Here is a 26,448-nt window from a genome sequence, read left to right as displayed (position 1 = left end):
CCGACCACACCAGCACAGACATCGAAGTCGGCGTCGACATCTCGCTCACCTCCGTCGTCCATCCTCGCACACGGCCGCTGGGATGCAGGCGGGAGCAGCACAGGCCCATCCGGCGGGGCTACAGGCAGCCGGGTAGGTTGCCGCGCATGGACTTCACCATCCCCGCCGACATCGCGCAGTTGCTCGACGATCTGGACACGTTCATCGACGACGTCATCAAGCCCATCGAGAACGAAGACGACAACATCCGCTTCTTCGACCACCGCCGGGAGGACTCGCGCACCGACTGGGAACGCGACGGCCTGCCCAATGCCGAGTGGGAATCGCTGCTCGTGCGGATGCGCAAGGAGGCCGACAAGGCCGGATTCCTGCGCTGGCACCTGCCGAAGCGCTTCGGCGGCAGCGACGGCACCAACCTGGGGATGGCCATCATCCGGGAGCATCTCGCTCGCCGCGGCCTGGGATTGCACAACGACTTGCAGAACGAGAACTCGATCATCGGCAACTTCCCGACCGTGCTGATGATGGAGCGCTACGGCTCAGATGCCCAGCAGGAGTACTGGATCCCCAGGATGCTGGAAGGCCAGGCCCGCATCGGCTTCGGCCTGACCGAGCCGTTGCACGGCTCAGACGCCACCTGGATGGAGACCACGGCCGTGCGTGACGGCGACGAGTGGGTGATCAACGGCGAGAAGTACTGGAACACCGGCCTCCACCACGCCACCCACGACTACATCTTCGCCCGCACCTCGGGGAACCCTGGCGAGGGGCACGGCATCACCTGCTTCATCGTCCCGGTGGACACACCCGGCTTTGCGGTCGAGAAATTCATGTGGACGTTCAACATGCCCACCGACCACGCCCATGTCCGGCTGACCGATGTGCGGGTGAGCAACGACGACATTCTGGGCACCGAGGGCCGGGGCCTGCAGACGGCGCAGCTGTTCGTGCACGAGAACCGGATCCGCCAGGCCGCGTCATCGGTGGGCGCCGGGCTGCACTGCATCGACGTGGCCGTCGACTATGTGAAGAACCGCACCACGTTCGGCAAGCCCCTGGCGCAGAACCAGGCCATCCAGTTCCCGCTGGCCGAGCTCTACACCGAGGCCGAGATGACCCGGGCGCTTATCTGGAAGACCGCCTGGCAGATGGACGAGGGCGTCGACCACATGGAGATCACCGACAAGGTGGCCATGTGCAACTACCGCGGCAACCGGTTCTGCTGCGATGCGGCAGATCGGGCCATGCAGAGCTGCGGTGGCAACGGCTACGGGCGCCACATGCCGTTCGAGCACATCTACCGGCACCACCGCCGGTACCGGATCACCGAGGGCTCAGAGGAGATCCAGATCCGCAAGGTCGCCGGCAAGCTGTTCGGCTTCGCCCAACGGGCGAAGAGCTAACACAGCGCGGGACGCGCCAAGGGCTAGCGCCGGGCCCAGCGGGCCACGAGCTAGTACGGCGCTGGACGCGCCGAGGGCTAGTGCCGCTCAGTCGTCGAGGCGGGCGGTGGCCTGGCCGGTGAGGACGGCTCGGTCGTCCTGGTTGGTGGTAGTGATGGTGAGGTCGACCAGCTTCTGGCCGTCCTCGTCACGAATGTCGGCGACCTCGGCCTTTGCGGTGAGGGTGTCGCCTGGCCACACCTGGCTGGTGAACCGCACGCCGTAGTAGGTGAGGCGGCCGTCGCCCACGAAGTTGGTGACCATGCGGCCGGTCATGCCCATGGTGAGCATGCCGTGGGCGAACACCGTGGGGTAGCCGGCCACCTCGGTGACGAACTTCTCGTCGGTGTGGACGGGGTTGTAGTCGCCGGATGCCCCTGCGTACTGGACGATCTGGGTGCGGGTGAGGTCGTCGACGATCTGCTCGGAGTAGCTGTCGCCGACGCTGAGCTGCGATGCGCTGAGTGCCATGTCTGTCTGCCTTCCTAGTCCTCGATGACCTTCTCGGTGACGACGCCGACGCCCTTGGCCGTGATGACCAGCTCGTCGTCCTCGTCGCGGTACTCGGTGACGGCCTCGGAGAACTTGAGAATGCCTGCCCGCTTGGACTGCTTCTCCCACCGCTCGCCGTCGTAGGTGACCGTGTGCAGCACGTCACCGGGCCTCAGGTGCCGGTGATAGGTGAAGTGCTGCTCGGCGTGCAGCCCGCCCGCAGCCGCGCCGGATTGCTTGTCATCCTCGCGCTCGTCTTTGACGTCGTCGCCGTCGGCCTCAGACAGGTCGCGCACCAGCGTTCCCGACGCCGTACGGCCGCTGCCGAACCACTTCTTGTCGGGCTTGGGGCGCAGGAAGTAGTCGGGGTCGAACTGCGCGCTCGACTGCGCGAAGGTCGGCGGCGCGATGATCGAGCCGACCTCGGTGCCGGCCGCGTACTCGGGGTCGCTGTAGATCGGATTCGTGTCGCCGATGGACCTCGCGAACATCAGGATGTGCGAGGCCTCCACGGGAAATCGCTCGACTGCCATGTCCGGCTCCTTTTGCGGCAGATTGCGTCAGTTTGCCGCCGGCACATGATGGCAGCCGCGCACACACGGCGCAGCCGAACCGCTCAGGCCAGAGCCCTCGCCAGCGCGTTGCGGACAGCTGCCGGGTCCTCGTTCATCATCATGTGGCCGGCACCCGCGAGGTGAACGACATCGCAGTCGGCAAAGTCGGCGATCAGCGCCCCTGCTGCACGGGGCGGCGTCATCTTGTCCTCGCTGCCGACGATGACCGTGACCGGGCATTGGACTCGGGCAGCGACGTCGCCGGCATCGTAGGCAGCGCAGGCAGACAGGTCGGCGTGGATCACACCGTCATCGGCGCGTTCCAGCAAGGCCACGCTGCCGCCGAGCATCCAGAGTCCGGGCGTGGGGTTGGTCGCGACGTGCGCACGGTTGCCATGCCCCCATGCTGTCATGAGCTCCGGTGCCAGCAGTTCGTTCTGCTCGGCGGCACCCAGCAGCGCCGGATGGACGGGCATTCCCGCCGCGGTGCCCATCAGCACCAGCCGGGCAACGCGATCGTGATCGGCCGCGGCCGCTTCGGTGCAGACGAGCGACCCCATCGAATGGCCGACGAGACGGACCTGGGTGCAATCGAGCCGCTCCCCCACGGCGGTGATGGTGTCGCTGAGCCAGTCGGCCATCTCGGCGATCGATCCGAGCGGCTCGCCCTCGCTGTTGCCGTGGCCCGGCAGGTCGACGGCCAGCGGGGTGTAGCCGTGATGTGCCAGCCAGCGCGTCTGCAGCTGCCACACGGTGCGGTTCATGCCTGCGCCGTGCACAAGCAGCACCACGGGCGATTCGGCAGCCGACGCTGCATCTGGGATCACTCCCCCTGCGGCAACACCGACAGCGTGGCCGCGCACTTCGAGCGAGAAGGCTTCAGTCGCTGTCATCGCTCAGCCCTTCTGTGAGGCGCGAAGCGCTCGTGAGAGGTCAGCGATGATGTCGCCGGGGTGCTCGAGACCCACCGACAGCCGCACCAGGTCCTCGCCCACGCCGGCAGCGGCCAGGTCGTCGGCGCTCATCTGCTGGTGGGTGGTGCTGGCGGGATGGATCACGAGCGTCTTGGCGTCGCCCACGTTGGCCAGATGGGAGGCCAGCCGCACCGCCTCGATGAACCGCCGTCCGGCCTCGCGGCCGCCTTCGACACCGAAGCTCAGGATCGCACCGGCGCCCCGCGGCAGCAGCCGCTTCGCCAGCTCGTAGTCGGGGTGCGACGGCACCGACGGGTGGCTCACCCATCTCACGGCGTCGTGCGACGTGAGGAACTCGATCACCGCCTCGGTGTTGGCCACGTGGCGGTCCATGCGCAGCGGCAGCGTCTCGACGCCCTGCAGCAGGTGGAACGCCACCGACGGGCTCATGGCGGCGCCGAAGTCACGCAAACCCTCGGCTCGGGCCCGCATCGACAGCGCCTGGGGCCCGTACTCATCGGTGAAGGCGATGCCGTGGTAGCCCGCATACGGCTCGCTGAGCGTCGGGAACTTGCCCGAGGCGGCCCAGTCGAAGCGGCCGCCGTCCACCACGACACCGCCGATCGCCACGCCGTGCCCGCCGAGGAACTTGGTCGCGCTGTGCATCACGATGTCAGCGCCCAGCTCGATGGGGCGCATCAGGTGCGGCGTGGTGAAGGTGGCATCGAGCATCAGCGGCAGCTCGGCCTCGTGCGCCACTGCGGCCACCGCCGGGACGTCGAGCACCTCGATGTTGGGATTGCCGAGCGTCTCGGCGAACAGCACCTTGGTGTTGGGCTGGATGGCGGCGCGCCACGCGTCGAGGTCACGGGGATCGACGAAGGTCGTGGTGATGCCGAAGCGGGGCAGCGTGAGGCTCAGGATGTTGTGGGTGCCGCCGTAGATGTTTCGGCTGGCCACGATGTGGTCGCCCGCGGAGGCGATCGTGGCGCAGGCCAGGTGGAATGCCGCCATGCCGCTGGCCGTGCAGACGGCTCCGACACCGCCCTCGAGCGCGGCGATCCGCTCTTCCAGCACTGCCACGGTCGGGTTGGAGATGCGGCTGTAGATGTGGCCGGGAATCTCGAGGTTGAACAGGCTGGCCGCCTGCTCAGTGTCGGTGAAGCTGAACGACGTGGTCTGGTAGATGGGCACGGCGCGAGCCCCCGTGGTCGGGTCGGGCCGTTGCCCGGCGTGCAGTGCCAGCGTGTCGAAGTGCAGGAAATCCGGCTCGACCATGGGTGCCTCCGGGGTCGTTTGCCTGCATTCAAGCATTGCTTTGTCGATGAACGGCCTCCCAGACTCGCTGGGGCGTGACCGGGATGTCGATGTGAGTGACGCCGAGGTGCGCGAGCGCGTCGATGACGGCATTCTGCACGGCCGGCGGCGCGGCAATCGCCCCGTTCTCGCCGATGCCTCGTGTGCCCAGCTCGTTGCGGTCGGTCGGGGTGCCGAGCCGAGCTGTGCTGATGGGAGGCAGATCGGCGGCGGCAGGGATCAGGTAGTCCACGAGCGTGGTGGTGCGAGGGGTGCCGTCGGCGTCCCACTGGCCTGCTTCCATCAGCGCCTGGGAGATGCCGGCCACCGCGCCGCCGTGCTGCTGGCCTTCGACCGATGTCTCTGACAGCATGCGTCCGCAGTCGTCCACGGCGGCAAACGCCACGAGATCGACGCGTCCGGTCTCCGCGTCGACTTCGACGACTGCGGCGTGAGTTCCGTAGGGATGGGTCACCTCGGCGCGGCGCTCGGTGACCGTTGCGCTGATTCCCGCTGGTGCGGCGGCGGCGATGTCGGTCCAGCTGGTCAGCCGGGACGGCACACCGGCAACGTGCGCGCCATCGGGAGTGACTTCCACGTCGTCAGGACTGGCCTCAAGCAGTTCTCCTGCCACTTCGCAGATGCGGGCACGCAGCTCGGCCGCTGCCTCGGCGATCTGGCTGCCCAGCACCGTCGCTGTGCGGGAGCCGCCGGTAACGCCTCCGTAGGACGACGTCACCGAGTCGGCGTCGTTCACCCGGACGGCGCCTTCGGCGACCCCGACCCGGGCGCTCGTGATCTGGGCCCACAGGCTGTGATGACCTTGGCCGTGACCGTGGCTGCCGCAGGTCACCAGCACGCTCCCGTCTGAGCCCAGCTCCAGCGAGGCGTAGTCGGGATCGTCGCCGCTGCCCGCGCTCTGGCTGTAGCAGCCATAGCCGATCCCGATCAGTGCCGATCGGCTGCCTGCTGTACGACGCTCAGCTGCCAGCGTCTGCCAGCGCTCGACGTCGATGAGCTGTTGGGCAGTGTCGAGCGCGCGGTGCGGATCGCCGCTGTCGAGGGTGATGCCGGTGCCGGTGTCGAACGGCATCTCGTCGGCGCGCAGCAGGTTCCGGCGGCGCAACTCGGCCGGGTCGAGACCGAGCTCGCGGGCACCGGCATCTATGGCTCGTTCGAGTGCAGCATTCACTTCGGGCTGGCCCGCGCCGCGGTACGCGCCGGTCGGCGGCGCGTTCGTGACCGCGGAGCCGATGCGGTAACGCAGCCGCGGCACCCGGTACAGGCCGGTGCTCTGGCGGTAACTCGCGGCGGTGAGCATCGGCGCCATGTGCGGGTAAGCACCGGCGTCGCACCACATGACCACGTCGATGCCGATGATGTGTCCGTCAGGGTCGAATCCCATGCGGATGCGGTGCCGCTGACCGCGCCCGTAAGGCATCGAGACGAACTGCTCCTGGCGGCTCTGCACCCAGCGCACCGGGCGTTCCAACAGCTGGGCGGCCCGCGCCACCACGAAGAACTCCGGCATCGGGTCGCCGCGACCGCCGAAGCCGCCGCCGACGTGCGGCTCGCGTACCCGCACCGCTGTGACCGGGATGCCCAGCAGGCGCCGGTACAGGTACGGGGCGCTGTGCACACCCTGGCCGGTGCTCCAGATGTCCAGCTCGCAGTCGGGTGATGCACCTTCAGCCAGCGGCGTGCCGCGGATCAGCTCGAACGGCGTCGCGACGATGGCGCACGGCTCGATCGGCAGTGAGGTGATCCGGTCGTTCTCGCAGGTCAGCTGCACCACGCAGTGAGCACCCGCACACGGGTCCTCGCCGGGCTGGGCAGGGGGCGCTGCAGGGTTGTCGACGCTGGACGGTTCGGACAGGAAACCGCCCTCGGTGGGACTGTCCAGCGGGCGCACCACGTTGGTGTCGGCATCACCGAACAGCAGCACGTCGTCTGTGGCGGCGCGCTCGACGTCGATGACCGCGGGCAGCTCATCGATCTCGACAGCAACCAGTTCCGCCGCGTCGAGTGCGCGGGCGGGCGAGTCGGCCAGCACGACGGCGATCGGCTCGCCGACGAAGCGGACCCGTTCAGTCGCCAGCAGCGGCCGGGCCATGCGACCGCCGAGCGTGGTGGCCCGGTAGTACTCCAGCGGCTCCAGGTCGAGCAGCGCTGCATCGAGCACGGCAACGACTCCGGGCGCCCGCTCAGCCTCGCGGAGATCGACGTTGCGCAGCTCGCCATGGGCCACCGTCGAACGCACGAAGGCGGCGTGCAGGCAGCCGTCGGGCTGTGGCAGGTCGGCAGTGAAGGCCGCCTCGCCGCGCAGCATCGGCAGGTCCTCGGAAGCGAGTCGCGCCGTCGCCATGCCGTCACCGTACCGAGGTTGATTCGCGTCTTCGAGCCGCACCCGGCGAGCCTCAGTCGGCGGCGGCAGACGGCGCGCCCGCGCCCGGGAGCGCTGCGAGCTCCGCCTCGACCTCCGCCCGATGCTCATCGAGGAAGGGCGCCCGGCGCATCGCCACCTCGATGCCGCCGACGAGCGAGCCGACCTGGGTCATGGGTCCCCATTCGGTCTCGGGCAACTCCACCACGTGGCTGTTCTGGAGTGCGACCGCTGCGCCCACGAAGCCGCGCCGCTCGGCTGGCAGTTCGCTGGTGCCTTCCGGCGTCGACTGGCGCCAGAACCACTCGGGGCCGCCGGCACCCGGCACCTCCAGGTAGGTGCGGTCGGGGCCGGCTCCCCGGTAGTCCATGCCGCCTGCGAGGGCGGGCGGCCGCCCCTCGAAGGAAACGAACTCGGCAGCCTGAGCCGCCATGACGGTCTGGGTGAGCGATGTGCGCACGGTTCGGCCCACGCCGTCGGCCACGCGCCGGTACAGCGAGCACAGCACGCCGAACGCCGCGATCATCGGCGTGGCGGCGTCGTGGACCGGCACAGTCAGGAACACCGGCTCGTCATCGCCGCCCTGCGCGACCATGATCCCGCCGAGAGCCTGCAGCAGCGGATCGAAAGCCGGCACGTCCGCCATGGACTCGTCGCGGCCATAGCCCGGGCTTTTGACCAGCACGGCATCTGGCCGGATGCGCCGCAGGTCCTCATCGGCGACGCCGAGGCGGGCCGCGACGCCGGGGCGGAAGTTCTCCACGATGACATCGGCCTCGGCGACGAGCTGCGCCATGACCTCGTGGTCGGCTGCGTCCTTCAGGTCGAGGCAGATGGAGCGCTTCGACTGGTTCCAGCCGTTGAAGTAGGGCCCGAGCACGCGGAACGGGTCGCCGCCGGGCTGCTCGATCTTGGTGACCTCTGCGCCGAGCATCGCCAGATGGCGGGTGATGACCGGCCCGGCGATGAACGAACTCAGATCGACTGCCTTCACACCGCGCAGCGGCGCCGTGGCCGGCATCGGTGGATCCGGTGCCGGCTGGGGCGGCCACGCCCCGCCGTCCAGCTCGGCTTCGACCTCGGCGGTGTGCTCGCCCAGTCGCGGGGCCGGCTGCAAGGCGACCTCGTCGCAATCGTCGATCCACATCGGCTGGGGCGGGGTGCGCACCGTCCCGAGTTCCGGATGCTCGACTGTTGTCACGAGCCCGTTGGCCTGCGCAAGCGCCGAGCTCACGAACTCCTCGCGGGTCTGCGTCGGCTGGCACGGCACGTCATGCGCAGCGAAGACCTCCAGCCACTCGGCGAGCGGCCGGGCTGCGAAAGCCTGCTCCAGGATCGGCGTGATCTCTGCGAGCGGTTCGAGGTCCAGCAGTCCCCACGGCGGGTCACCGAAGCGCTCGTCGCCCAGCAAGTCCTCGCGGCCGATTGCTCGCAGCATCGCGACGTAGAACGGCAGCGTCCCGCAGGCCACGAACATCCACCGATCGTCGGCGGCCCGGAACAAGCGGTACACCGGCAGCCGGCCGGCTGAGCCCAGCGGGCACGAGCCGTCCCGGTCGAGGTCGGCCATCTCGGGCACCTCGAAGTCGCCGATCTGCATCGCACCCGAGCCGGACACCTCCGAGACCGTGTACGTGGGCGCTGCGCCGTGGGCGCGCCGTGCGTACAGGCCCGCTGCGGCCGCCATCGCCCCCAGCATTCCGGCTCCGTACGAGGCCAACGGCACCACCAGCTCGACTGGCCCCTCCGAATAGCTGATCTGGTTCCAGCCGATGCCGGTGACCGCGGCGACCTGTGACGGGGTGCCCGTGCGGGTCGCGTAGGGCCCGCTGTCGCCCCACGTCGGGCACGAGATGATCACTGCACCCGGCGCAATCCGGCGCGCGGCTGACGCAGTCGGGCCGTCGGGCACGAAGACGAGATCTGCGCCGCCCAGCAACGCGGCGAGCGCTGGCGCAGCGATCGACTCGGCAGTCGGCCGCAGAATGCCGGGCAGTTGCGCTGGCGCCCCGTCGACCCCGGCTGGGAGCGGGGCCCGTTCCCATTCGATGCCGTCGGGCACCACCGAGCGCTTGTTCCGGCTCACTGCCTGGAATCCCGGATCGCTGCGGTACGGATCGCCGCCGGGCGGTTCCACCTTCACCACATCAGCGCCCTGGTCGGCCAGGAAGCGTGCTGCGTACGGTCCCGCGATACCAGTCGCCATCTCCACCACCCGCACGCCTTCGAGGCAGCGCACAGGTGCCCCGCCGTCTCGGGCCGCCACAGCTGTGCTCACCGGCGCGACTGTAGGGGGACCGCTCGCAAGCCCGCCCGACGCACCGCGAACGACGCAGTGGAGCTCATGCGGGCGGGGCGACGTGCAGAGCACCGCTCTCCGGCCGAGGCAGCCTGAGCGTCGTACGATGATCGCCGTGACGACGACAGCCGACTCCACCGCAGATCCATTCACCGAGATCCCGATGCCGCAGGCGCCGAGCTTCGACACGATCGAGGCCGAGCGCCAGCATCGCAAGGAGCGCCTCGCGTCGGTGTACCGGGCGTTCTCGCTGTTCGGCTTCGAGGAGGGCGTAGCCGGCCATGTGACCGCCCGCGATCCCGAATTGACCGATCATTTCTGGGTCAACCCCTTCGGCGTGGGTTTCGGTCAGATCAAGGTGTCCGACCTGCTGCTGGTGGATCACGACGGCAACATCGTCGAGGGCCGCTACCCGCTGAACCAAGCCGCCTTCGCCATTCACAGCGAAGTGCACAAAGCACGGCCTGACGTCGTGGCCGCAGCGCACACCCATTCGCTCTACGGCAAGACGTGGTCGAGCCTGGGCCGCCTGCTCGACCCGCTGACCCAGGACGCGTGCGCCTTCTACGAGGACCACGCCCTGTTCGACGACTTCACCGGCGTGGTGCTCGACACCTCCGAGGGCAAGCGCATCGGGCAAGCGCTAGGCAGCTGCAAGGCCGTGATCCTGCAGAACCACGGCCTCCTCACCGTCGGTCGCACCGTCGACGAGGCGGCGTGGTGGTTCATCACCATGGAGCGGACCTGCCAGAGCCAGCTGCTGGCTGAGGCTGCCGGCACGCCGATCCCGATCCGCCACGAATCGGCCAAGCTCACGGCGTCGCAGACGGGCAGCCCGCTGGCCGGCTGGTTCAGCTACCAGCCGATCTACGACAAAGTGCTCGAGCGAGATCCCAGCTTCCTCGACTGAGCGTCGGCGCCGATCCCTCGGCGCGGCTTGCGCCGCCTACCACTCCGCGGCGATGTACTGCGTCTCGCAGAACTCGTAGATGCCCTCGCTGGCACCCTCGCGGCCCAGGCCCGACTGCTTCATGCCGCCGAAGGGCGCAGCCGGGTCCGACACGGCACCGCGGTTCAGCCCGATCATGCCGGCCTCGATGCGCTCGCTGACCGCGAGACCCTTCGCCAAGTCCTGCGTGTACACGTAGCCGATGAGACCCATCTCGGTGTCGTTGGCCGCTGCGATCATGGCGTCGGTATCGGTGAAGCTGGAGATCGGCGCGACCGGCCCGAAGATCTCCTCGCGGGTGATGGGTGCGCCAGCTTCCACGCCACCGAGCACGGTCGGCTCATAGAAGAACCCCGGTCCGTCAATGGATGAGCCGCCGGTGACGGCCGTCGCTCCCCCGTCGACCGCTGAGCGAACCAGGCGGTCGATGTTCTCCACCGAGGCGGCGTTGATCATCGGTCCGCAAGTGACGTCGGGGTCGCTGCCTTTGCCGACCTTCATGGCACCCATGGCCGCCGCCAGCCGTTCGACGAACTCGTCGTGAGCGGGCGCTTCCACGAAGAATCGATTGGCGGCCGTGCAGGTCTCGGCGGAGTGACGCATCTTGGCGACCATGGCACCGGCAGTAGCTGCCTCCAGGTCGGCGTCGGCGAACACGACGAACGGGGCATTGCCGCCCAGCTCCATCACCACCTTGAGCACTCGGTCGGCGCAGCGCTTCAGCAAGACTCTGCCGACTTCGGTGGAGCCGGTGAATGACAGCATCCGCACTGCCCGATGGTCGACGACGGCATCGAGCCAGGCCCCGGAGTTGGCGGTGGGCACCAGATTGACGACGCCAGGCGGCACACCTGCCTCGCCCAGCAGCTCGGCGACCCGCAGCGAGGTGAGCGGCGCTTCGCGGGGCGGCTTGATGACCACCGCGTTGCCCGCTGCGAGGGCCGGGGCGAGCTTGCGAGTGATCATGGCCGCCGGGAAGTTCCAGGGCGTGATCATCGCCACGACGCCGACGGGAGGGTGACGGGTGATGATGCGGTTGGCACCAGACGGGGCGACGCTGATCGAGCCGTGGATGCGCACCGCCTCCTCGGCGTTCCAGCGGAAGAACTCCGCGGCGTAGGCGACCTCGCCGATGGCGTCGGCACGGGGCTTGCCGTTCTCCAGTGTGATGAGGTCGGCCAGCTCGTCGGTGTGCTCGACAAGGATGCGGTGAGCGTCCCGCAGGACTTCGGACCTGACTCGCGGCGCAGTGGCCGCCCATCCGGGCTGCGCTGCCGCGGCCGCATCGCATGCGGCCACCGCGTCCGCGGGTGTTCCGGCTGCGACGCCTGCAGCTGTGTCGCCAGTGGCCGGGTCGATGACGTCGATCAGCTCGCCGCCGGCGGCCCCCCGCCAATCGCCTCCGATGAGCATCTGCGTTTGCATCACGCCAGCATCGCAAATCAACCGCTCATTGCGCGCCGCCGTGTGCTTCTGGGTTCTGCGATTCGAACAGCGAGGCTGCTGGTCAGCCGCCGTAGTGCAGCAGGCCCTTCTCGCCGGCGCGCATCTCGTCGATGGCTCGCTGCGCGTCGCCGATGGCGTCTTCGAGCTGGGCGATGACCGCATCGCGGTCCGGGGTGAACTCCAGTTCGTCGATGAGATGGGCGAGGCGATCCTTGCTGCGCCAGGCCGCGAACTTGGCCCACTCGGTCCACAGCGTCTCGTGGTCGTCAACGCCGACGAGGTTCTTGGTGCGGCTCTGCTCGTCGGCGGTGGTGTCCAGGGACACGTAGCCGTTGACCATCGAGATGCGCTCGCACAGCTCGTCAAGCGGGCCGGCGCGGTGCACCACCATGTCGCCGTGCAGTGCGACGGCGTAGCCGGGCCCTGGGAATTCAGGAGCCACCGTGCGTTCTGCCGGCACCGGCTCGTCCGCGTCGGCCAGCGCGGCGGCTTCGTGCTTGGTCCCCTCGAACCACTCGAACCGCCCGCCGGCGACCTCGGCCGGATCGGTCACCGCCAGCACGTAGTCGAGCGGCAGCGTGTCGTGATGCCATTTGTCGATGCCGACGTCGATCTGCGACGGCTCGTAGTTGAGGTGGCCGAGATGCACCGGCATCGGGTGCGGGGCGATCTCGATGCCGTAGATCGCCTCAAGATGCGCCGTCACCTCGGGGCTCAGGCACAGGTCGCGCAGCCAGCGTGAGCGGTAGCAGCCGCCGCGCACGGTCCGCTCGATCCGCTCCCCCGCCGGGCGGGTGAAACAGCGCAGGCGGCGGGCCGTCTCCAGCATGATCGCCGCGCCTTCGTCGCTGAGCATGCGGAACGGCAACGACAGCGCCACCGGCGTGGCCTTCGTGGCGATCTCGGCGTCGTCGTAGCCCAGATCGGCCAGCATCAGCACCTCTGCGGGCTCTTCCAACTGCAGATGCTGGGCCGGGTCGAACGCCGGCTCGCCGTCCAGCCATGCATATCCCCGCGGCTGGCTCTGCGGAAACGGAACTGCCTCACCCATCAGCGCATGCCCTTCGCATTGACCTTGGCGGCGATCGCAGCCAAGTGCTCGTCGTCTGCCCGGCTGGCTGCGATCTCGGTGGTCACGTAGCCGGGGTATGCCTCAAAGTACTGCTGGCTGCGGGCAGTCGTCTCCGGCTCGGGGCCGGGCGGCACGCCGGCGGTGCGGTGCAACGGGATGACCTTGGCGTGCAGGTGATCGATCATCATCCCTTCGAACACGATGGCGCAGCGGTCAACGTCGTCGTAGGCGTCCGCGATCTTGGCCGCAACACGGCGGGCTGCCTCGAACAGTCCCGCGGCCATCTGGCTGTCGGCGCGTGCAATATCGCTGGCGAGGTGCTGCTTGGTGATCACCACGCTGAACGCTTCGGTGTTGGGGAATACGTCCAAGAATCCAAAATGGCGTTCGTCCTCGTAGACGACGTGGCACGGCTCAGCACCAGCCACGATCCGGCAGAACACGCACTCCCCCACGACCGGCATTCTGTCCAACGTTCACCCTGACGCCAATCGTCCGTCTGGCTCCTCCGCGAGCGTCTCTACGCAGTTGAAGGCTCTGCGCAGCTATGCGGACAGGGCTGCGAGGAGTTCGTCGGAACGGTCAGTGGTCACGGACAGCTTGCGGGGTGTGCCGTTTCGGTGGAATTCGACCGTGACTGCCGTGGTGCCGCCGACCGAATAGAGGACATCGCGGCGCCTGGTCCTGACGCCCCAGCCTCCGTACTGCCTGAGCGGCCGCACCTCCCGCACGTAGGCCAGCGTGATCGATTCTCTCGGGACCCTCGACCGGAAAGGGAATGGCCAGAGCTGAAGGCTGTAGAGCCCGTCGTCGACTTGTATGCGCACCCGCATCGAGAGCGCCAGCACCAGCGAAGCCAGAATCGCCAGCGCCGCGAGCACTATGCCGACCAGTCCCGACCCCGTGAGCGACACGACAAAGAGAATCACCGCGGCCTCGATTGCCGCGATCAGGATGATTCCCGGCACTACGAAGTGACGCATCCGCTCGGACAATCTCTGATCGTGTTCGAAGGTAGCGTGCGCCTCCATGGCAAGCAGTATGGGCGATGATCGGGGAACGCTGGCGGTCACGGGCGACCCGGTGGCCGATCAGCTGGTGCTGGATGACCCGTTCGCACTGCTGCTCGGGATGATGCTGGACCAGCAGATCCCCATGGAAAAAGCCTTCATGGGACCGGCCCTGCTTGCCGAGCGGCTCGGTGACCGCTTCTCCGCCACTGCCATCGCCGAGATGGATCCCGACGAGCTTGAAGCGGCGTTCAAGGAAAAGCCGGCGCTGCACCGATTCCCTGGGTCGATGGCGAAGCGCTGCGGCGACTTGGCCCGCCACCTCGTCGAGCACTACGACAGTGACGCGGGCGCCATCTGGGCCGATGTGCGCAGCGGCAAGGCGCTGTACGACCGGCTGCGGGCCCTCCCCGGCTACGGCGACGAGAAGGCCAAGATCTTCGTGGCGATCCTTGCCAAGCGCTTCGGCGTTGCACCCCGCGGCTGGAAAGCCGTGGCTGGTCCGTTCGCCGACCGCCACCCGCGTTCAGTGGCCGACATCGATGGCCCCGATGCCCTCGCCGAGGTCCGCATCTGGAAGAAGAACCAGAAGGCCGCCGGCAAGTCCAAGCAGGACTGAGCTTCAGGCCAGCCGGTCGGCGGCCCAGTCGCGCAGCTCAGTCTTGAGCACCTTGTTGGAGGGGTTCAGCGGCAGCGCTTCCACGTTCCAGAAGTACCGGGGCACCTTGTAGTTGGCCATCTGCTCGCGGCACCACGCACGCAGCTCGTCAGCATCGGGCGCCCCCGCAGGCGACGGCACCACGAACGCAGCGCCGGCTTCGCCGAGCCGCTCATCAGGCACCCCCACCACGGCGACCTGGCCGATCAGCGGGTGCTCGGACATGACGTTCTCCACCTCGGCGGGGTACACGTTGAAGCCGCCGTTGATGTACATGTCCTTCTTGCGGTCAGTGATGTCGATGTAGCCGTGCTCGTTCATCACGCAGATGTCGCCGCTGTGAAGCCACCCGTCTGCGTCGATCGCCTTCTTGGTCTGTTCGGGATCGTCCAAGTAGCCCGTCGTCACGCAATAGCCGCGTATCAGCAGTTCGCCGGGTTCGCCGGTCGGCACGTCTTCGCCGTCGTCGTTCACGACCCGCAGCTCGATGCCCCGCAGCGCCTTGCCGCTCGTGGAAGCCACCAGCTCGGGAGGATCGCCTGCTGAACAGATGGTGGCGATGCCGTGCGTCTCGGTCATGCCGAATGCGGTGATCGCCGTCTCGAATCCGAGCCGCTCGCGCATCGCTACGACGGTCTCGACGGGGACGGTGGCGGCGCCAGTGACGGCTGAGCGCAGACTGGACGTGTCGTAGTCGTCGAGACCGGCGAAGTTGACCATCGACTGGAAGATCGCCGGCGGGCCCGGCAGCACCGTGATGCGCTCGGACTCGATTCGAGCCAGCACTGCTTCTACGTCGAAGACCGGATGCGGCAGGATCGTCGCACCCCGCACGATGCAGGGCGTGATGGATCCGCAGAATCCGAACGCATGGAAGAACGGGTTGATGACCAGCATGCGGTCGCCCTGACGCATGCCCAGTTCGTCGGCGTACTGGCTGAAGCCGCGAATGATCGCCCCCGGCCGGATCATGACGCCCTTGGGCAGCCCGGTCGTGCCGGAGGTGAACATCACCAGCCCGAGGTCGTCGCCGGCGGCGACCGCGGCACGGCGGGCGGCCTCTTCGTGTCCCGCTGCCGTCGCCGCAGTGACGAAGTCCTCGAACGAGGTCGTGCCCGGCGGGGTGTCACCGCGCAGGATTACCGTGCGTTCCAGCGAATCGACGGTGTGACCCTCGGCCGCGGCGGCCTCAAGGTCGCGCACGTAGTCGTACCCGAGGAACCCCACCACGGTGAACAGCAGCTTCGCCCGCGCCCGATCGAGCACGTACGCCGCCTCACGACCCCGGAAACGCGTGTTGACCGGCACGATGACGCCGCCCGCCCGCAGCGTTCCCATGGCCGCGATCACCCATTCCCACGCGTTCGGTGCCCACAGGCCGACGGCGTCACCCGGCTCGAGGCCATTGGCCACGAGGGCCGCCGCACATTCGGCGGTGCGGTGGGCCAACTCGGTGTATGTCATCGACATGTCGCCGTCGCGAATCGCCTCTGTGTCGCCGAACGCTGCTGCGGCCCGTTCCACCAGCGCGGGGTAGTTGTCGGGAATCGTGCTGTCCACGGCGGACAGTCTCGCGGTTGACACCTGCCGTTTCATGGCCGCTGCCAGCGAGACTGCCCCGATGGAGTCCCGACGGTGATCGTCTGCTGCGGCGAAGCACTGGTGGACGTGCTCGACGGAGACGAATCGCGTGCCGTACCCGGGGGCGGTCCGATGAATGCCGCCATCGCCGCGGCGCGCCTGGGGGCACCGAGCGCATTCGTGGGACGGGTGTCCACCGACGGTGCAGGCCAGCTCATCTGGCGCCACTTGCAAGGCAGCGGCGTCGACCTGCGGGCGTGCGAGCGGGGCGCAGAACCCACGGCAAGAGCGATCATCAGCTTGACGCCGCATCCTTCGTTCCGCTTCGAAGGAGACAGCACCGCCGACACGGCTCTCGAAGCGGCGGACCTCACCGTTCTTGACGAAGGGTCTCACATCCTGCATGGCGGCACGCTCGGGATGTTCCGCGGGCGCACCGCCGGAGTGCTGGCCTCGCTGGCCGAGCGTCATGACGGCCTCGTCTCGCTCGACCCCAATGTCCGGCCCGCCATCATCGAGGATCGAGATCGGTGGGATCGTTTCCACCAGCGCTGGCTGCATTCGGCCGACCTCTACCGGGCCTCCGATGAGGACCTGGAGTGGATCTGGCCCAGGCGTGCCGCCGAGGACTGCGCCGCTGAGCTGCTTGCCGGCCACGTCGCGACGGTGATCGTCACCCGCGGCAAGGGCGGCGTCACCGTGTTCACAGCCGAGGGCCAGCTCGATGTGACGGCCCCGCAGGTCGATGTCGTCGACACTGTCGGCGCCGGCGACTCGTTCGTGGGCACTGTGCTTGCCTCGCTGTGGGAGCTGCTTGGTGCCGACCGGACTGCATTCGCCGCGCTCGAACTGGGGCAATGGCGAGACATCGCAGAACGTGCAGCCGCGGCAGCCGCACTCACCTGCACGCGCGCAGGCGCAGACCCGCCCACTGCCCGCGCTCTGGAGACGGCAGTCACGGCACACCGGAGCGGCGGGTAGCACGCAGGCCGCTGCGGGCTCAGGCGACCTGCGCCAGTGCCTCGCTGTGAATGAAGTGGAAGTAGCCGTCTGGATGGTCGGCCCACGCTCGCCAGCCGGCGGCAATCTGTTCCATCTCGGCTGACGTCGCGTAGCCGTAGTCGACGGCTTGGCGAGCGAAGCTCGTGTTCAGGCACCGATCGGCCCACGAGTAACCCCAATTGCGCCGCGTCTCGGGCGTCCAGAACTGCCACACCGACGCCGACATCTGCACCTCGGGCAGGCCCGCGGCGCGGAACCACGCAAACAGATGCCGGCCGGCATCGGGTTCGGCGTCGTTGTGGCGGCAGACCTGCCGGTACACCTCTCGCCATCGTGTGATCTCGGTGCTTGAGGGATAACCCCGCATCGTCGAGTAGTCCGAGTCGCGCACTGCCACCCAGCCGCCTGGGCGGACCACCCGGGCCATCTCGGAGATCGCCGCCACCGGGTCGGACAGGTGCTGGCAGACCTGGTGTGCATAGGCCACATCGAAGCTGCTGTCGTCGAACGGCAGCTCGTACACCGACTCGTTCGCCAGCGTCACATTCGCGACGCCGGCTTCAGCGACCGTGGCCGCGGCAGTCGCCAGGATCTCGTCAGTCACTTCGATGCCGATGACGTGGCCGCGCTCAGCCCATCGAGCCAAGCCGACGGTGATCGAGGCCGGACCGCAGCCGACATCGAGGATCCGGGAGTCCGGCTCGATCACGTGACGCACGAATGCCGCACAGTCCTCAGCGGTACGCCTCGCATGCTGGGCCACCACCGCGGGCTGATGGCCGTGGGTGTACACGTCTCCGCCGGTCACGGCGGCAGCGTACGGCACAGTGCCGCCGGTCACGGCGGCAGCGCAACGACCGCACCCGTCCGGACCGGCGTGACGGCCCGTCGATAGCCTCGCCGCCCATGGCCGGATCGATCCTGGGCAACGAGGTACGACGCAGCGAGGACCCTGAGCTGCTCACCGCGGGCGGGCGCTACGTCTATGACCACGACGCCGACGGCATATGCCATGCGGTATTCGTGCGCTCCCCTGTCGCCCACGCGCATATCGGCGGCATCGACACCAGCGAGGCGAGTCGGGCGCCTGGCGTGATCGAGATCGTCACCGCAGCAGAGCTCGGCGTGGCCCCGCACCACGGGTTCGTCAAGGTGGCCGACGAGTTCGCCCGCGCCCCGCTTGCGGACGGCAAGGTGCGCTTCGTGGGCGAAGCAGTGGCCGTTGTCGTGGCCGAGACCCTGGTCCAGGCCGTCGACGCCGCCGAGCTCGTTGCCGTCGACTACGAGCCGCTGCCCGCTGCCACCGACGCCGAGGCCGCGCTCGCCCCCGGAGCGCCAGCGCTCTTCGACGAACGGCCCAACAACGTCGCCACCGAGATCACCGATCCGCCCGGCGTCGATCCGCTCGACGGCGCAGCACACGTCGTGAGGGGCCGCTACGTCAACCAGAAGATCGCCGCGGTGCCGCTCGAGCCGAACTCATGTGCAGCCGTGCCCGGCGACGACGGCCGCATGACCGTGTACTGCGCGACGCAGATGCCGCACCTCACGAAGATGCAGCTGGCAGGCGCGCTCGACTGGGATGCCCAGCGCCTCCGTGTCATCGCTCCCCACGTCGGCGGCGGTTTCGGCGCCAAGGCCGGCCTGTACCACGAGCACACCGTCGTGGCGGCGCTCGCGGACCGGCTGAACCGTCCCGTCACCTGGACGCCGGGGCGCAGCGAGGACATGACCACCCTGGCGCACAGCCGCGCGCAGGTGCAGTACGCCGAGCTCGGCGTGCGCGACGACGGCACGTTCACCGGGCTGCGGGTGCGCCTGGTGGGCGACACGGGCGCCTACCCCAACATCGGCACGATGCTGCCGGCGGGCACCAAGCGGATGTCCAACGGCACCTACGCCTTCCCCGCGATCCGGTTCGACGTGGCCACGGCGGTCACCAATACGACGCCCACCGGCGCCTACCGGGGCGCCGGGCGGCCCGAGGCGGCCGCCCTGCTCGAGCGGCTCGTCGATCAGGCCGCCATCGAGACCGGCATCGATCCCATCGAGATCCGGCTGCGCAACTTCATCTCGCCCGATGCCTTCCCCTTCGACACGCTCACCGGCGTCACCTACGACAGCGGCGACTACGCGCTGCCGTTGCGCCGAGCTGTCGAGCTCGCCGGCTACGACGATCTGCGAGCAGAGCAGCGCGTGAGGCGCGAACGCGGCGACGTGCGCCAGCTCGGCATCGGCATCGCCAGCTTCGTGGAGATCACCGCCGGCGGCCTCACCAGCGAGTTCGCTGCGGTGCGCATCGAACCCGACGGCGGCGCCACCATTCGGGTCGGTACCAGTGCCCACGGCCAAGGGCATCACACGACGTTCGCCCAGATCGTCTCGGCCCGCACCGGCATCGATGTGGAGCGCATCGGGTTCATCCAGTCCGACACCGATCTGGTGCCCCGTGGCGGCGGCACCGGCGGCTCCCGCTCGGTGCAGGTGGGCGGCTCGGCGGTGGCCAACGCCACGGACGTACTGATCGACCGGGCCCAGCGGCTCGCGGCGCACCTGCTCGAGGCCAGCGTGGACGACATCGTGCTCGATGCCGCAACGGGCACGTTCAGCGTGGCCGGCGTGCCGGCCCGATCGGTCGACTGGGCGCAGCTGGCCGGGACGGTCGACGACGCGCCTGACGGGCTGCTCGGCGACCCGACCGAGGCTGAGATCAACGCTGCCGCGCGAGGCGAGCCCGTCGACCCGGGACTCGCGGCGCAGCTCGACTTCGACCAGGGCGAGGCCAGCTTCCCGTTCGGGGCGCACGTTGCGGTCGTGGAAGTCGACACCGACACCGGCGAGATCGGCTACCTGCGCCACATCGCCGTCGACGACGCGGGCACGGTGATCAACCCGCTGCTGCTGCGGGGCCAGCAGCACGGCGGCATCGCCCAGGGCGCAGCGCAGACGCTGTACGAGGAAGTGGTCTTCGACGACGACGGCAACCCGCAGACCGGCACGCTCATGACGTACCTGTTCCCGTCTGCCGCCGAGTTCCCGAGTTTCGAGGTGCACAGCACCGAAACGCCCTCGCCGCTCAATCCCCTGGGTGCGAAGGGAATCGGCGAGGCCAGCACCATCGGATCCACGCCGGCGCTGCAGAACGCCGTCATCAACGCCGTAGCGCACCTCGGCATCCGGCACATCGACATGCCCATGAGCCCCCAGCGGGTGTGGGAAGCAATCGAGGCGGCCAGAACAGGCAATCCAGCGGAATCGTGGCGCGAGCCGCCCGAGATCTTTGCCGCCATGGCGGCCGGTCAGGACGTCGATCCCGAAGGGCTTGCAGCGGCCGAAGGGATCTGAAGCTGTGAGACAATCTGGTCAGTGACCGAGCGGGGCCACGCCCATCCGCCCACACCGGATTGCGCGACGCCGGACTACTACACGTATCCGTGGGCGGCGCTGGCTTCAGCCAGTCTCGCCGCAAGCGGTGCTGCGGTGCTGGAATGGCCCGACGGGACGACGCTCGAGTGCCATCCCATGTGGCTGCGAGAGAACGCACCCGGTGCCGGCGGCATCGACCCGGTGACCCGCGAGTGCGAACTGGACCCCGCTCATATCGATGCCCATCTGTCGCTCGGCCGGATCGAACTGGACGGCGGGGCGCTCGAGGTGACCTTCGAGCCCGAGCACCGCGACGCCAAGTTCCATCCCGGGTGGCTGCGCCATGTCGCCGACCAGATGCACCGGCCCTTTGCGGTCATTCCTGCTCCCGTGGCGTGGACCGCGGCCGAGCACAGCGAGCCGGTCACCCACGACGGCCCAGCCCTTCTTGATGACGACAGCGCGCTCGCCGCGGCACTGTGCGATCTAGCGCGCTACGGGCTCATCCGCCTCGCCGACAGCGGGAACGGTCCCGACACTGTCGCACAGATCGCGGGACTCATCGGCGCCATGCGCGACTCCAATTTCGGACTGACCTGGCACGTCGATGTGGACATCACGCCGACCTCGCTGGCCAACACCGGGCAGCGGCTCGCGCCCCACACCGACTTGCCGACCCGGGAAGTCCCGCCCGGACTGCAACTGCTGCACTGCGTGGAGAACAGCGTGGAGGGCGGATGGTCGACCATGGCCGATGGGTTGGCCATCGCCGAGCACCTGCGTGTGGCTGAGTCCGACGCGTTCGAGGCGCTCACCATGCTGGAGTGGGTGTTCTTCAACCGTTCGCCCGACCACGATCATCGCTGGCAGGGGCCGGTCATCGATACGGGCGACGGGCGGATTCCGTACACCTACCGGGCGTTTCATCCCGTGAGAGCCTTCCCCGCCATGCCCGCCGCCGAGGTGAACCGTGCGTATGCAGCGATGCGCCTGCTGAGCGAGACGGCCGTCTCGGACCGGTTCCAGATGCGATACCCGTTCCGGCCGGGCGACATCGTGGTGTTCGACAACCGCCGCGTGCTGCACGGACGGGATGCCTTCGAGCCGCGTCCGGGAACCCGCCGGCGGCTCATCGGCACGTACATGGACACCGACGAGTTCTATTCACGGCTGCGCGTGCTGCTGCGCCGCAGTGCTCATCAGGAGGATCCAGCTGATGCCTGACGTCTTCATCACCTGCGCGGTGACCGGAGCCGGCGACACGGTCGGCAAGTCCGACAAGGTGCCCTATACGCCCGCCGACATCGCCCAGAACGTGATCGATGCTGCCGACGCAGGGGCTGCCATCTGCCATGTGCACGTGCGCGACCCGATCACCGGCGACGCAGGCCGCGATGTCGACTGCTACCGCGAGGTGGTCGAACGCGTGCGGGCGTCGAGCACCGATGTCGTGCTGAATCTCACTGCCGGCATGGGCGGCGATTTCGTGATCGGCTCGGTCGAGCAGCCGCTGCCTCCCGACCCGCTGCGGTCCGACATGGCCGGCGCCACCGAGCGCCTCGCTCACGTCCGCGAGCTGCTGCCGGAGATCTGCACGCTCGACTGCGGCACCATGAACTTCGGCGAGGGCAATTACGTGGCCACCAACACCCACGACACGCTGATGGAGATGGCCCGCCAGATCCAGGCGCTCGGCGTGCGTCCCGAGATCGAAGCCTTCGACACCGGGCAGCTGTGGGAAGCCAGGGCGTTGGTGGACGCCGGGGTCATCGAAGCACCGGTCATGGTGCAGCTGTGCATGGGCATCCGCTGGGGCGCCCCGCCGGACCTGAACACGTTCATGGCGATGGTCAACAACGTGCCCGACGACTGGACCTTCTCTGCCTTCGCACTGGGACGCGATCAGCTGCCGTACGTGGCACTGGCGGCCGTCGCGGGCGGCAACGCCCGGGTCGGGCTCGAGGACAACCTGTATCTCGAACGCGGCCGACTCGCGACCAACGCCGATCTCACGGCCCGCGCGAAGCAGATCCTCGAAGCCATGAACTACCGGGTCATCGGCCCCGAAGAAGTTCGCGACAAGCTCGAACTGAAGCGGCATTGACTGGCCCGTCGCCTGCCGGCGGCCTCGCCGCAACCGACGGCAGGCTTCCCGAACGCGTCGCCGTCGTGGGCGCCGGTGTGATCGGCGCGGCGTGGGCCGCACGCTGGGCGCTGTGCGGTATCGACGTGGCCGTGGCGGATCCGTCGCCTGACGCTGCCCGCATGATCGAATCAACCCTGGTTGCAGCGCGAACGGCATGGCGACGCCTGAGTTTGCTCACTGACGACACGAGCGCAGCCGAAGGCGTCGTCCGCATTGCCGATCCGGATGCCGGCTGTGCGGCCGCCGTGGCGGGTGCCGAGCTGATCCACGAGTGCGTGCCCGAGCGCCTCACGGTCAAGCAGGCCGCCTACGCAGAGATCGAGGCCGCTGCGGCGCCGGATGCCGTGATCGCCTCGTCCACGTCGGGCATCCGCCCCAGCGATCTGCAGGCCGAGATGCGTCACCCTCAGCGTCTGGTGGTCGGCCACCCCTTCAACCCCGTGTACTTGCTGCCGCTAGTGGAAGTGGTAGGCGGCGCTCGCACCTCCGAGGCCGCGATCGGACGGGCAATTGGCTGGTTCAGCGCAGCGGGAATGTCGCCGCTGCGGGTGCGCTCCGACATCGACGGATTCGTGGCCGACCGTCTGATGGAGGCCCTCTGGCGGGAAGCACTGTGGCTGGTCCACGACGGCGTCGCCACGGTTTCGGAGATCGACGATGCCATGCGGCTCGGGTTCGGACTTCGCTGGGCGCAGATGGGCGTCTTCCAGACCTACGCCACTGCCGGCGGGGAAGGCGGTTTCCGGCACTTCGTGGAGCACTTCGCCCCGACACTCGACCTGCCCTGGACCAAGCTCACCGACGTGCCGGAACTGACTCCAGAATTCGTCGCCACGCTGATCGCCCAGTCCGACGAGCAGTCGGGCGGCCAACCAGTCGCCGAACTCTGTGCAGCGCGAGACCGCAATCTCGTCGACTTGCTCCTGGCCTTGGAAGCGAACGATTGGGGTGCCGGCCGCAGCTTGGCTGCGCTGCGTGAGCGGCTCGCCGACAGACGCTGACGACGCGCCGCCGCCGGTAGCTGGAGGCGACGCTGTCGTGCCCGAGGCGCTGTGGGCTATTCGGTGATGATGACCGCGTACTCGGGACAGTTCGCGGCGGCCAAGCGGGCCTTGTCCTCCAGGCCCGCAGGAACTTCGCCGTCGCCGGCCGCAGTGGCGTAGCCGTAGTCGTCCACGTCGAACAGCTCCGGCGCCAGCGAGTAGCAGCGGTTGTGACCTTGGCACTTGTCGGCGTCAACGCTGATCCGCACGAGCAGTCCTTCCTGCCAGCCACCGCGGCTGGCGTTCATCGAGGCCGGGCACGGCATCCCGGTCGGCCCGAAGCTAGCGCGGCGCCATGCAATGTTCGCAACCGGTCGACGCGAGGGGGCTTCCCGGCAACGACCACTACGGCCCCCTACGCTTTCATGTTCGAACTGCCGCCACGGCAGAGCCGCATCGCCGCACCACAAGGGGACGCCATGTCCGACGCTCAGGACCGACTCGCAGCACTTCGAGCCAAGCGCGCCGGCGCGACAGCCACCAAGGCGCCGTCGAATGGCGCGGACACCGACCCCACCAAGGTCTGGCACAAGACCGCCTGCGTGCTCTGCTCCAACAACTGCGGCATCGAGGTGCGCCTGGACGGGCGCAAGATCACCCGTGTGCGCGGTGACAAGGAGCACCCCGCCTCGAAGGGCTACACCTGCGAGAAGGCCCTGCGGATCGACTACTACCAGAACGGGCGCGATCGCCTCACGACGCCGCTTCGCCGAAAGGACGACGGCACCTTCGAGGAGGTGTCGTGGGACGTCGCGATCGCCGAAGTCGCCGAGCGCCTCACCGGCATCCGCGACTCGGTCGGCGGCGACAAGATCCTGTACTACGGCGGCGGCGGGCAGGGCAATCACTTCCCGGGTGCCTATGCCCGCGGCGTGCTGCAGACGCTGGGCGTGAAGTACCGCTCGAACGCGCTGGCGCAGGAGAAGACCGGCATGTTCTGGGCGCAGGGCAAGATGTTCGGCAAGCAGAACCTCGGCGCCCTGGGCGACTTCGAGCACACCGACTGCGCGGTGTTCATCGGCAAGAACCCGTGGCAGAGCCATGGCTTCCCCGAGTCGCGCAACGAGCTCAACAAGATCCGCAACGACGACGAGCGCAAGCTCGTGGTGATGGACCCGCGAGTGTCCGAGACGGCAGCGATGGCCGATCACCACCTGCGCGTCCGTCCCGGTACCGATGCATGGGCGCTGGCGGCGCTGCTGGCGATCATGGTCGAAGAGGGACTCACCGACGAGCGATTCCTCGCCGAGCACTGCACCGGCTGGGATGAACTGCGAGGCCTGATCTCGGGCGCCGACATCGCCGAGTGCGCTCGCAAGTGCGGCATCGACGAAGCTGAGCTGCGCGCCGCCGCCCGCACCATGGGCAATGCACGCTCGCTGTCCACCGAGGAGGACCTCGGCATCGAGATGGCGCCCCATTCCACGCTGAATTCCTGGCTGCAGCGCCTGCTGTATCTGATCACGGGCAACTTCGCGAAGGCGGGCGGGATGAACCTGCCGCTGCGCCTCGCCCCCATCTGCGGGCATTCGGGCGAGGGCGAGACCGACCCCGTCACCGGCAGCGCCATGCTGTCGGGTCTCCTCGCATGTGCCGCGATTCCCGACTGCATCGACACCGACCACCCGAACCGGTTCCGGGGCATGATCGTGGAATCGGCGAACCCGCTGCACACGTTGCCCGACTCGAAGCGGTTCCGCGAGGCCTTCGCCAAGCTGGAATGCCTGGTGGTGATCGACGTCGCCATGACCGAGACCGCCCGTGCGGCCGACTACGTGCTGCCGGCGTGCTCGCAGTACGAGAAGCCCGAGGCCACATTCTTCGCCGGCGAGATGCCCGCCAACTGCTTCCAGGTTCGCCACCCGATCCTGGAGCCGCTGGGCGATTCGCTGCCCGAGGCCGAGATTCACAGCCGGCTCGTGGCAGCCATGGGCGGGCGTGCAGCATCCACCGAAACGCTGGCCGGCGCAGCCCAGCAGAGCCGTGAGTCGTTCATCGAAGCACTCGGCGAGGCCTCGAGCACTGATCCCGACGTCGGCGCCAAGCTGCCGGTGGTGCTGTATGACGCCCTCGGGCCCACGATGGGCAACATGGCACCAGCGGCGATCATGTTCGGCGCCTCGATGCAGGCCTCGATGCGCTATCCCGACGAGGTACGCGCCGCCGGCGTCGAGGGCGACGGCTTGGAGCTGGCCAACAATCTGTTCGACAAGCTGATGAACTCGCCGTCGGGAATGATCTACAGCGTCAGCGAGTACTCCCAGACCTGGGACCGCATTGCGCACCCCGACGGGAAGATCCACCTCTTCATCGAGGAGCTGGTGGACGAGTTCAGGTCGTTGAACGACGAGGAGCCCACTGGCGCTGCCAGTGACCGTTTCCCGTTCGTGCTCTCTGCTGGTGAGCGTCGTTCCTCCAACGCCAATGACGTCGTGCGCGACCCCGACTGGCGCAAGAAGGACAAGGACGGCTCGTTGCGCATCAGCCCCGACGACGCCACAGCGCTCGGCGTGGTCGACGGCGATCGGATTCGCATCATCTCCAAGCGGGGCGAGGCCGAGGCTCCCGCCGAGGTCACTGACACGGTCATGGCCGGTCACGTGACGCTCCCGCACGGTTTCGGCACCGAGTACCCCGACCCCGACGGCGAGCACAAGATCCACGGTGTGGCCGTCAACGAGCTCACCGACATCGAAGACCGCGACTGGCTGTCGCTCACTCCGCACCACAAGCACGTACGAGTCGCCCTCGAACCTGCCGCCGGCTGACGTCGCCGGCCGTCGGGTGATGCCAGT

General features: G+C 68.5%; 22 protein-coding genes. 9 read left to right on the top strand and 13 right to left on the bottom strand.

All coding sequences use genetic code 11. From position 1 onward, the window contains the following. Nucleotides 1-146: 146 nt before the first annotated feature. On the top strand, nucleotides 147-1,403 hold the full coding sequence (locus ACOGXE_RS14835) for an acyl-CoA dehydrogenase family protein (protein WP_419931669.1): 1,257 nt from the start codon (nucleotides 147-149) through the stop codon (nucleotides 1,401-1,403). An 87-nt stretch (nucleotides 1,404-1,490) separates the two neighbouring features. Here ACOGXE_RS14835 and ACOGXE_RS14830 read toward each other — a convergent pair whose 3' ends face one another. The 6 genes from ACOGXE_RS14830 to ACOGXE_RS14805 form a co-directional block, all read right to left on the bottom strand. Continuing rightward, nucleotides 1,491-1,913, bottom strand: coding sequence for a MaoC/PaaZ C-terminal domain-containing protein (locus ACOGXE_RS14830; protein ID WP_419931668.1), 423 nt, complete (start codon nucleotides 1,911-1,913; stop codon nucleotides 1,491-1,493). Between the two features lie 14 nt (nucleotides 1,914-1,927). Continuing rightward, nucleotides 1,928-2,467: an FAS1-like dehydratase domain-containing protein gene (locus ACOGXE_RS14825; protein ID WP_419931667.1), complete on the bottom strand. Its 540-nt coding sequence runs from the start codon at nucleotides 2,465-2,467 to the stop codon at nucleotides 1,928-1,930. Between the two features lie 83 nt (nucleotides 2,468-2,550). Continuing rightward, nucleotides 2,551-3,381: an alpha/beta fold hydrolase gene (locus tag ACOGXE_RS14820; RefSeq protein WP_419931666.1), complete on the bottom strand. Its 831-nt coding sequence runs from the start codon at nucleotides 3,379-3,381 to the stop codon at nucleotides 2,551-2,553. Between the two features lie 3 nt (nucleotides 3,382-3,384). Then, nucleotides 3,385-4,680: an O-acetylhomoserine aminocarboxypropyltransferase gene (locus tag ACOGXE_RS14815; protein WP_419931665.1), complete on the bottom strand. Its 1,296-nt coding sequence runs from the start codon at nucleotides 4,678-4,680 to the stop codon at nucleotides 3,385-3,387. A 28-nt stretch (nucleotides 4,681-4,708) separates the two neighbouring features. Continuing rightward, nucleotides 4,709-7,063 (bottom strand): xanthine dehydrogenase family protein molybdopterin-binding subunit, encoded by a 2,355-nt coding sequence (locus tag ACOGXE_RS14810; protein ID WP_419931664.1) that lies wholly within the window; start codon nucleotides 7,061-7,063, stop codon nucleotides 4,709-4,711. Between the two features lie 52 nt (nucleotides 7,064-7,115). Further along, a complete protein-coding gene (locus ACOGXE_RS14805; RefSeq protein ID WP_419931663.1) occupies nucleotides 7,116-9,359 on the bottom strand; it encodes a CoA transferase in 2,244 nt (747 codons plus the stop codon). A gap of 136 nt (nucleotides 9,360-9,495) precedes the next feature. On the opposite strand from ACOGXE_RS14805, the gene ACOGXE_RS14800 reads away from it, so the two are divergent. Then, nucleotides 9,496-10,290 (top strand): class II aldolase/adducin family protein, encoded by a 795-nt coding sequence (locus ACOGXE_RS14800; RefSeq protein WP_419931662.1) that lies wholly within the window; start codon nucleotides 9,496-9,498, stop codon nucleotides 10,288-10,290. Nucleotides 10,291-10,326: 36 nt separating this feature from the next. Here the strand turns inward: ACOGXE_RS14800 and ACOGXE_RS14795 are convergent, their stop codons facing one another. From ACOGXE_RS14795 to ACOGXE_RS14780, 4 genes are all read right to left on the bottom strand, one after another. After that, nucleotides 10,327-11,754: an NAD-dependent succinate-semialdehyde dehydrogenase gene (locus ACOGXE_RS14795; protein ID WP_419931661.1), complete on the bottom strand. Its 1,428-nt coding sequence runs from the start codon at nucleotides 11,752-11,754 to the stop codon at nucleotides 10,327-10,329. Between the two features lie 82 nt (nucleotides 11,755-11,836). Continuing rightward, nucleotides 11,837-12,826: a hypothetical protein gene (locus ACOGXE_RS14790; RefSeq protein WP_419931660.1), complete on the bottom strand. Its 990-nt coding sequence runs from the start codon at nucleotides 12,824-12,826 to the stop codon at nucleotides 11,837-11,839. After that, nucleotides 12,826-13,311: an HIT family protein gene (locus ACOGXE_RS14785; protein ID WP_419931659.1), complete on the bottom strand. Its 486-nt coding sequence runs from the start codon at nucleotides 13,309-13,311 to the stop codon at nucleotides 12,826-12,828. Before ACOGXE_RS14785 ends, ACOGXE_RS14790 begins: the two co-directional genes overlap by 1 nt. 81 nt (nucleotides 13,312-13,392) lie before the next feature. Next, the gene (locus tag ACOGXE_RS14780) at nucleotides 13,393-13,878 is read right to left on the bottom strand and encodes a hypothetical protein (protein WP_419931658.1); all 486 of its coding nucleotides are present in this window, start codon (nucleotides 13,876-13,878) and stop codon (nucleotides 13,393-13,395) included. Between ACOGXE_RS14780 and ACOGXE_RS14775 the strand changes: the two genes are divergently transcribed. Beyond that, on the top strand, nucleotides 13,877-14,476 hold the full coding sequence (locus ACOGXE_RS14775; RefSeq protein ID WP_419931657.1) for an HhH-GPD-type base excision DNA repair protein: 600 nt from the start codon (nucleotides 13,877-13,879) through the stop codon (nucleotides 14,474-14,476). The two genes, ACOGXE_RS14780 and ACOGXE_RS14775, sit on opposite strands and share 2 nt — an antisense overlap. 3 nt (nucleotides 14,477-14,479) lie before the next feature. Here ACOGXE_RS14775 and ACOGXE_RS14770 read toward each other — a convergent pair whose 3' ends face one another. Continuing rightward, nucleotides 14,480-16,075, bottom strand: coding sequence for an AMP-binding protein (locus ACOGXE_RS14770; RefSeq protein WP_419931656.1), 1,596 nt, complete (start codon nucleotides 16,073-16,075; stop codon nucleotides 14,480-14,482). A 75-nt stretch (nucleotides 16,076-16,150) separates the two neighbouring features. Between ACOGXE_RS14770 and ACOGXE_RS14765 the strand changes: the two genes are divergently transcribed. After that, entirely contained in the window at nucleotides 16,151-17,077 is a 927-nt protein-coding gene (locus tag ACOGXE_RS14765; RefSeq protein ID WP_419931655.1) for a carbohydrate kinase family protein, read from the top strand. Between the two features lie 19 nt (nucleotides 17,078-17,096). On the opposite strand, the gene ACOGXE_RS14760 is transcribed toward ACOGXE_RS14765, so the two are convergent. Further along, nucleotides 17,097-17,906 carry a methyltransferase domain-containing protein gene (locus tag ACOGXE_RS14760; protein WP_419864485.1) on the bottom strand — a complete coding sequence of 270 codons (810 nt, stop codon included), beginning with the start codon at nucleotides 17,904-17,906 and terminating at the stop codon, nucleotides 17,097-17,099. Nucleotides 17,907-18,004: 98 nt separating this feature from the next. On the opposite strand from ACOGXE_RS14760, the gene ACOGXE_RS14755 reads away from it, so the two are divergent. The 4 genes from ACOGXE_RS14755 to ACOGXE_RS14740 are packed head-to-tail and all read left to right on the top strand — an operon-like array spanning nucleotide 18,005 to nucleotide 23,611. Beyond that, nucleotides 18,005-20,443 carry a xanthine dehydrogenase family protein molybdopterin-binding subunit gene (locus ACOGXE_RS14755; protein WP_419931654.1) on the top strand — a complete coding sequence of 813 codons (2,439 nt, stop codon included), beginning with the start codon at nucleotides 18,005-18,007 and terminating at the stop codon, nucleotides 20,441-20,443. A gap of 21 nt (nucleotides 20,444-20,464) precedes the next feature. Then, nucleotides 20,465-21,688, top strand: coding sequence for a TauD/TfdA family dioxygenase (locus ACOGXE_RS14750; RefSeq protein ID WP_419931653.1), 1,224 nt, complete (start codon nucleotides 20,465-20,467; stop codon nucleotides 21,686-21,688). Further along, a complete protein-coding gene (locus ACOGXE_RS14745; protein WP_419931652.1) occupies nucleotides 21,681-22,568 on the top strand; it encodes a 3-keto-5-aminohexanoate cleavage protein in 888 nt (295 codons plus the stop codon). Before ACOGXE_RS14750 ends, ACOGXE_RS14745 begins: the two co-directional genes overlap by 8 nt. Beyond that, complete coding sequence (locus ACOGXE_RS14740) at nucleotides 22,565-23,611, top strand: 3-hydroxyacyl-CoA dehydrogenase NAD-binding domain-containing protein (protein WP_419931651.1); 1,047 nt, start codon at nucleotides 22,565-22,567, stop codon at nucleotides 23,609-23,611. The genes ACOGXE_RS14745 and ACOGXE_RS14740 overlap by 4 nt, the downstream gene beginning before the upstream one ends. Nucleotides 23,612-23,667: 56 nt before the next feature. Here the strand turns inward: ACOGXE_RS14740 and ACOGXE_RS14735 are convergent, their stop codons facing one another. Then, complete coding sequence (locus ACOGXE_RS14735) at nucleotides 23,668-23,901, bottom strand: ferredoxin (RefSeq protein ID WP_419931650.1); 234 nt, start codon at nucleotides 23,899-23,901, stop codon at nucleotides 23,668-23,670. 171 nt (nucleotides 23,902-24,072) lie between these two features. On the opposite strand from ACOGXE_RS14735, the gene ACOGXE_RS14730 reads away from it, so the two are divergent. Then, nucleotides 24,073-26,421 (top strand): molybdopterin-dependent oxidoreductase, encoded by a 2,349-nt coding sequence (locus tag ACOGXE_RS14730; protein WP_419931649.1) that lies wholly within the window; start codon nucleotides 24,073-24,075, stop codon nucleotides 26,419-26,421. Nucleotides 26,422-26,448 lie beyond the last annotated feature (27 nt).

It is taken from the genome of Candidatus Poriferisodalis sp., assembly GCF_965208555.1.
GTDB lineage: Bacteria > Actinomycetota > Acidimicrobiia > Acidimicrobiales > Poriferisodalaceae > Poriferisodalis.
Note: the sequence above shows the minus strand (reverse complement) of the source record. Positions and strands in the feature narration are given on the sequence as shown.

Coding starts and splice junctions, on each gene's coding strand:
- ACOGXE_RS14780 (WP_419931658.1), bottom strand. CDS start 13,878: ATGGAGGCGCACGCTACCTTCGAACACGATCAGAGATTGTCCGAGCGG.
- ACOGXE_RS14825 (WP_419931667.1), bottom strand. CDS start 2,467: ATGGCAGTCGAGCGATTTCCCGTGGAGGCCTCGCACATCCTGATGTTC.
- ACOGXE_RS14835 (WP_419931669.1), top strand. CDS start 147: ATGGACTTCACCATCCCCGCCGACATCGCGCAGTTGCTCGACGATCTG.
- ACOGXE_RS14735 (WP_419931650.1), bottom strand. CDS start 23,901: ATGAACGCCAGCCGCGGTGGCTGGCAGGAAGGACTGCTCGTGCGGATC.
- ACOGXE_RS14795 (WP_419931661.1), bottom strand. CDS start 11,754: ATGCAAACGCAGATGCTCATCGGAGGCGATTGGCGGGGGGCCGCCGGC.
- ACOGXE_RS14790 (WP_419931660.1), bottom strand. CDS start 12,826: ATGGGTGAGGCAGTTCCGTTTCCGCAGAGCCAGCCGCGGGGATATGCA.
- ACOGXE_RS14775 (WP_419931657.1), top strand. CDS start 13,877: ATGGCAAGCAGTATGGGCGATGATCGGGGAACGCTGGCGGTCACGGGC.
- ACOGXE_RS14730 (WP_419931649.1), top strand. CDS start 24,073: ATGTCCGACGCTCAGGACCGACTCGCAGCACTTCGAGCCAAGCGCGCC.
- ACOGXE_RS14815 (WP_419931665.1), bottom strand. CDS start 4,680: ATGGTCGAGCCGGATTTCCTGCACTTCGACACGCTGGCACTGCACGCC.
- ACOGXE_RS14755 (WP_419931654.1), top strand. CDS start 18,005: ATGGCCGGATCGATCCTGGGCAACGAGGTACGACGCAGCGAGGACCCT.
- ACOGXE_RS14745 (WP_419931652.1), top strand. CDS start 21,681: ATGCCTGACGTCTTCATCACCTGCGCGGTGACCGGAGCCGGCGACACG.
- ACOGXE_RS14830 (WP_419931668.1), bottom strand. CDS start 1,913: ATGGCACTCAGCGCATCGCAGCTCAGCGTCGGCGACAGCTACTCCGAG.
- ACOGXE_RS14810 (WP_419931664.1), bottom strand. CDS start 7,063: ATGGCGACGGCGCGACTCGCTTCCGAGGACCTGCCGATGCTGCGCGGC.
- ACOGXE_RS14785 (WP_419931659.1), bottom strand. CDS start 13,311: ATGCCGGTCGTGGGGGAGTGCGTGTTCTGCCGGATCGTGGCTGGTGCT.
- ACOGXE_RS14820 (WP_419931666.1), bottom strand. CDS start 3,381: ATGACAGCGACTGAAGCCTTCTCGCTCGAAGTGCGCGGCCACGCTGTC.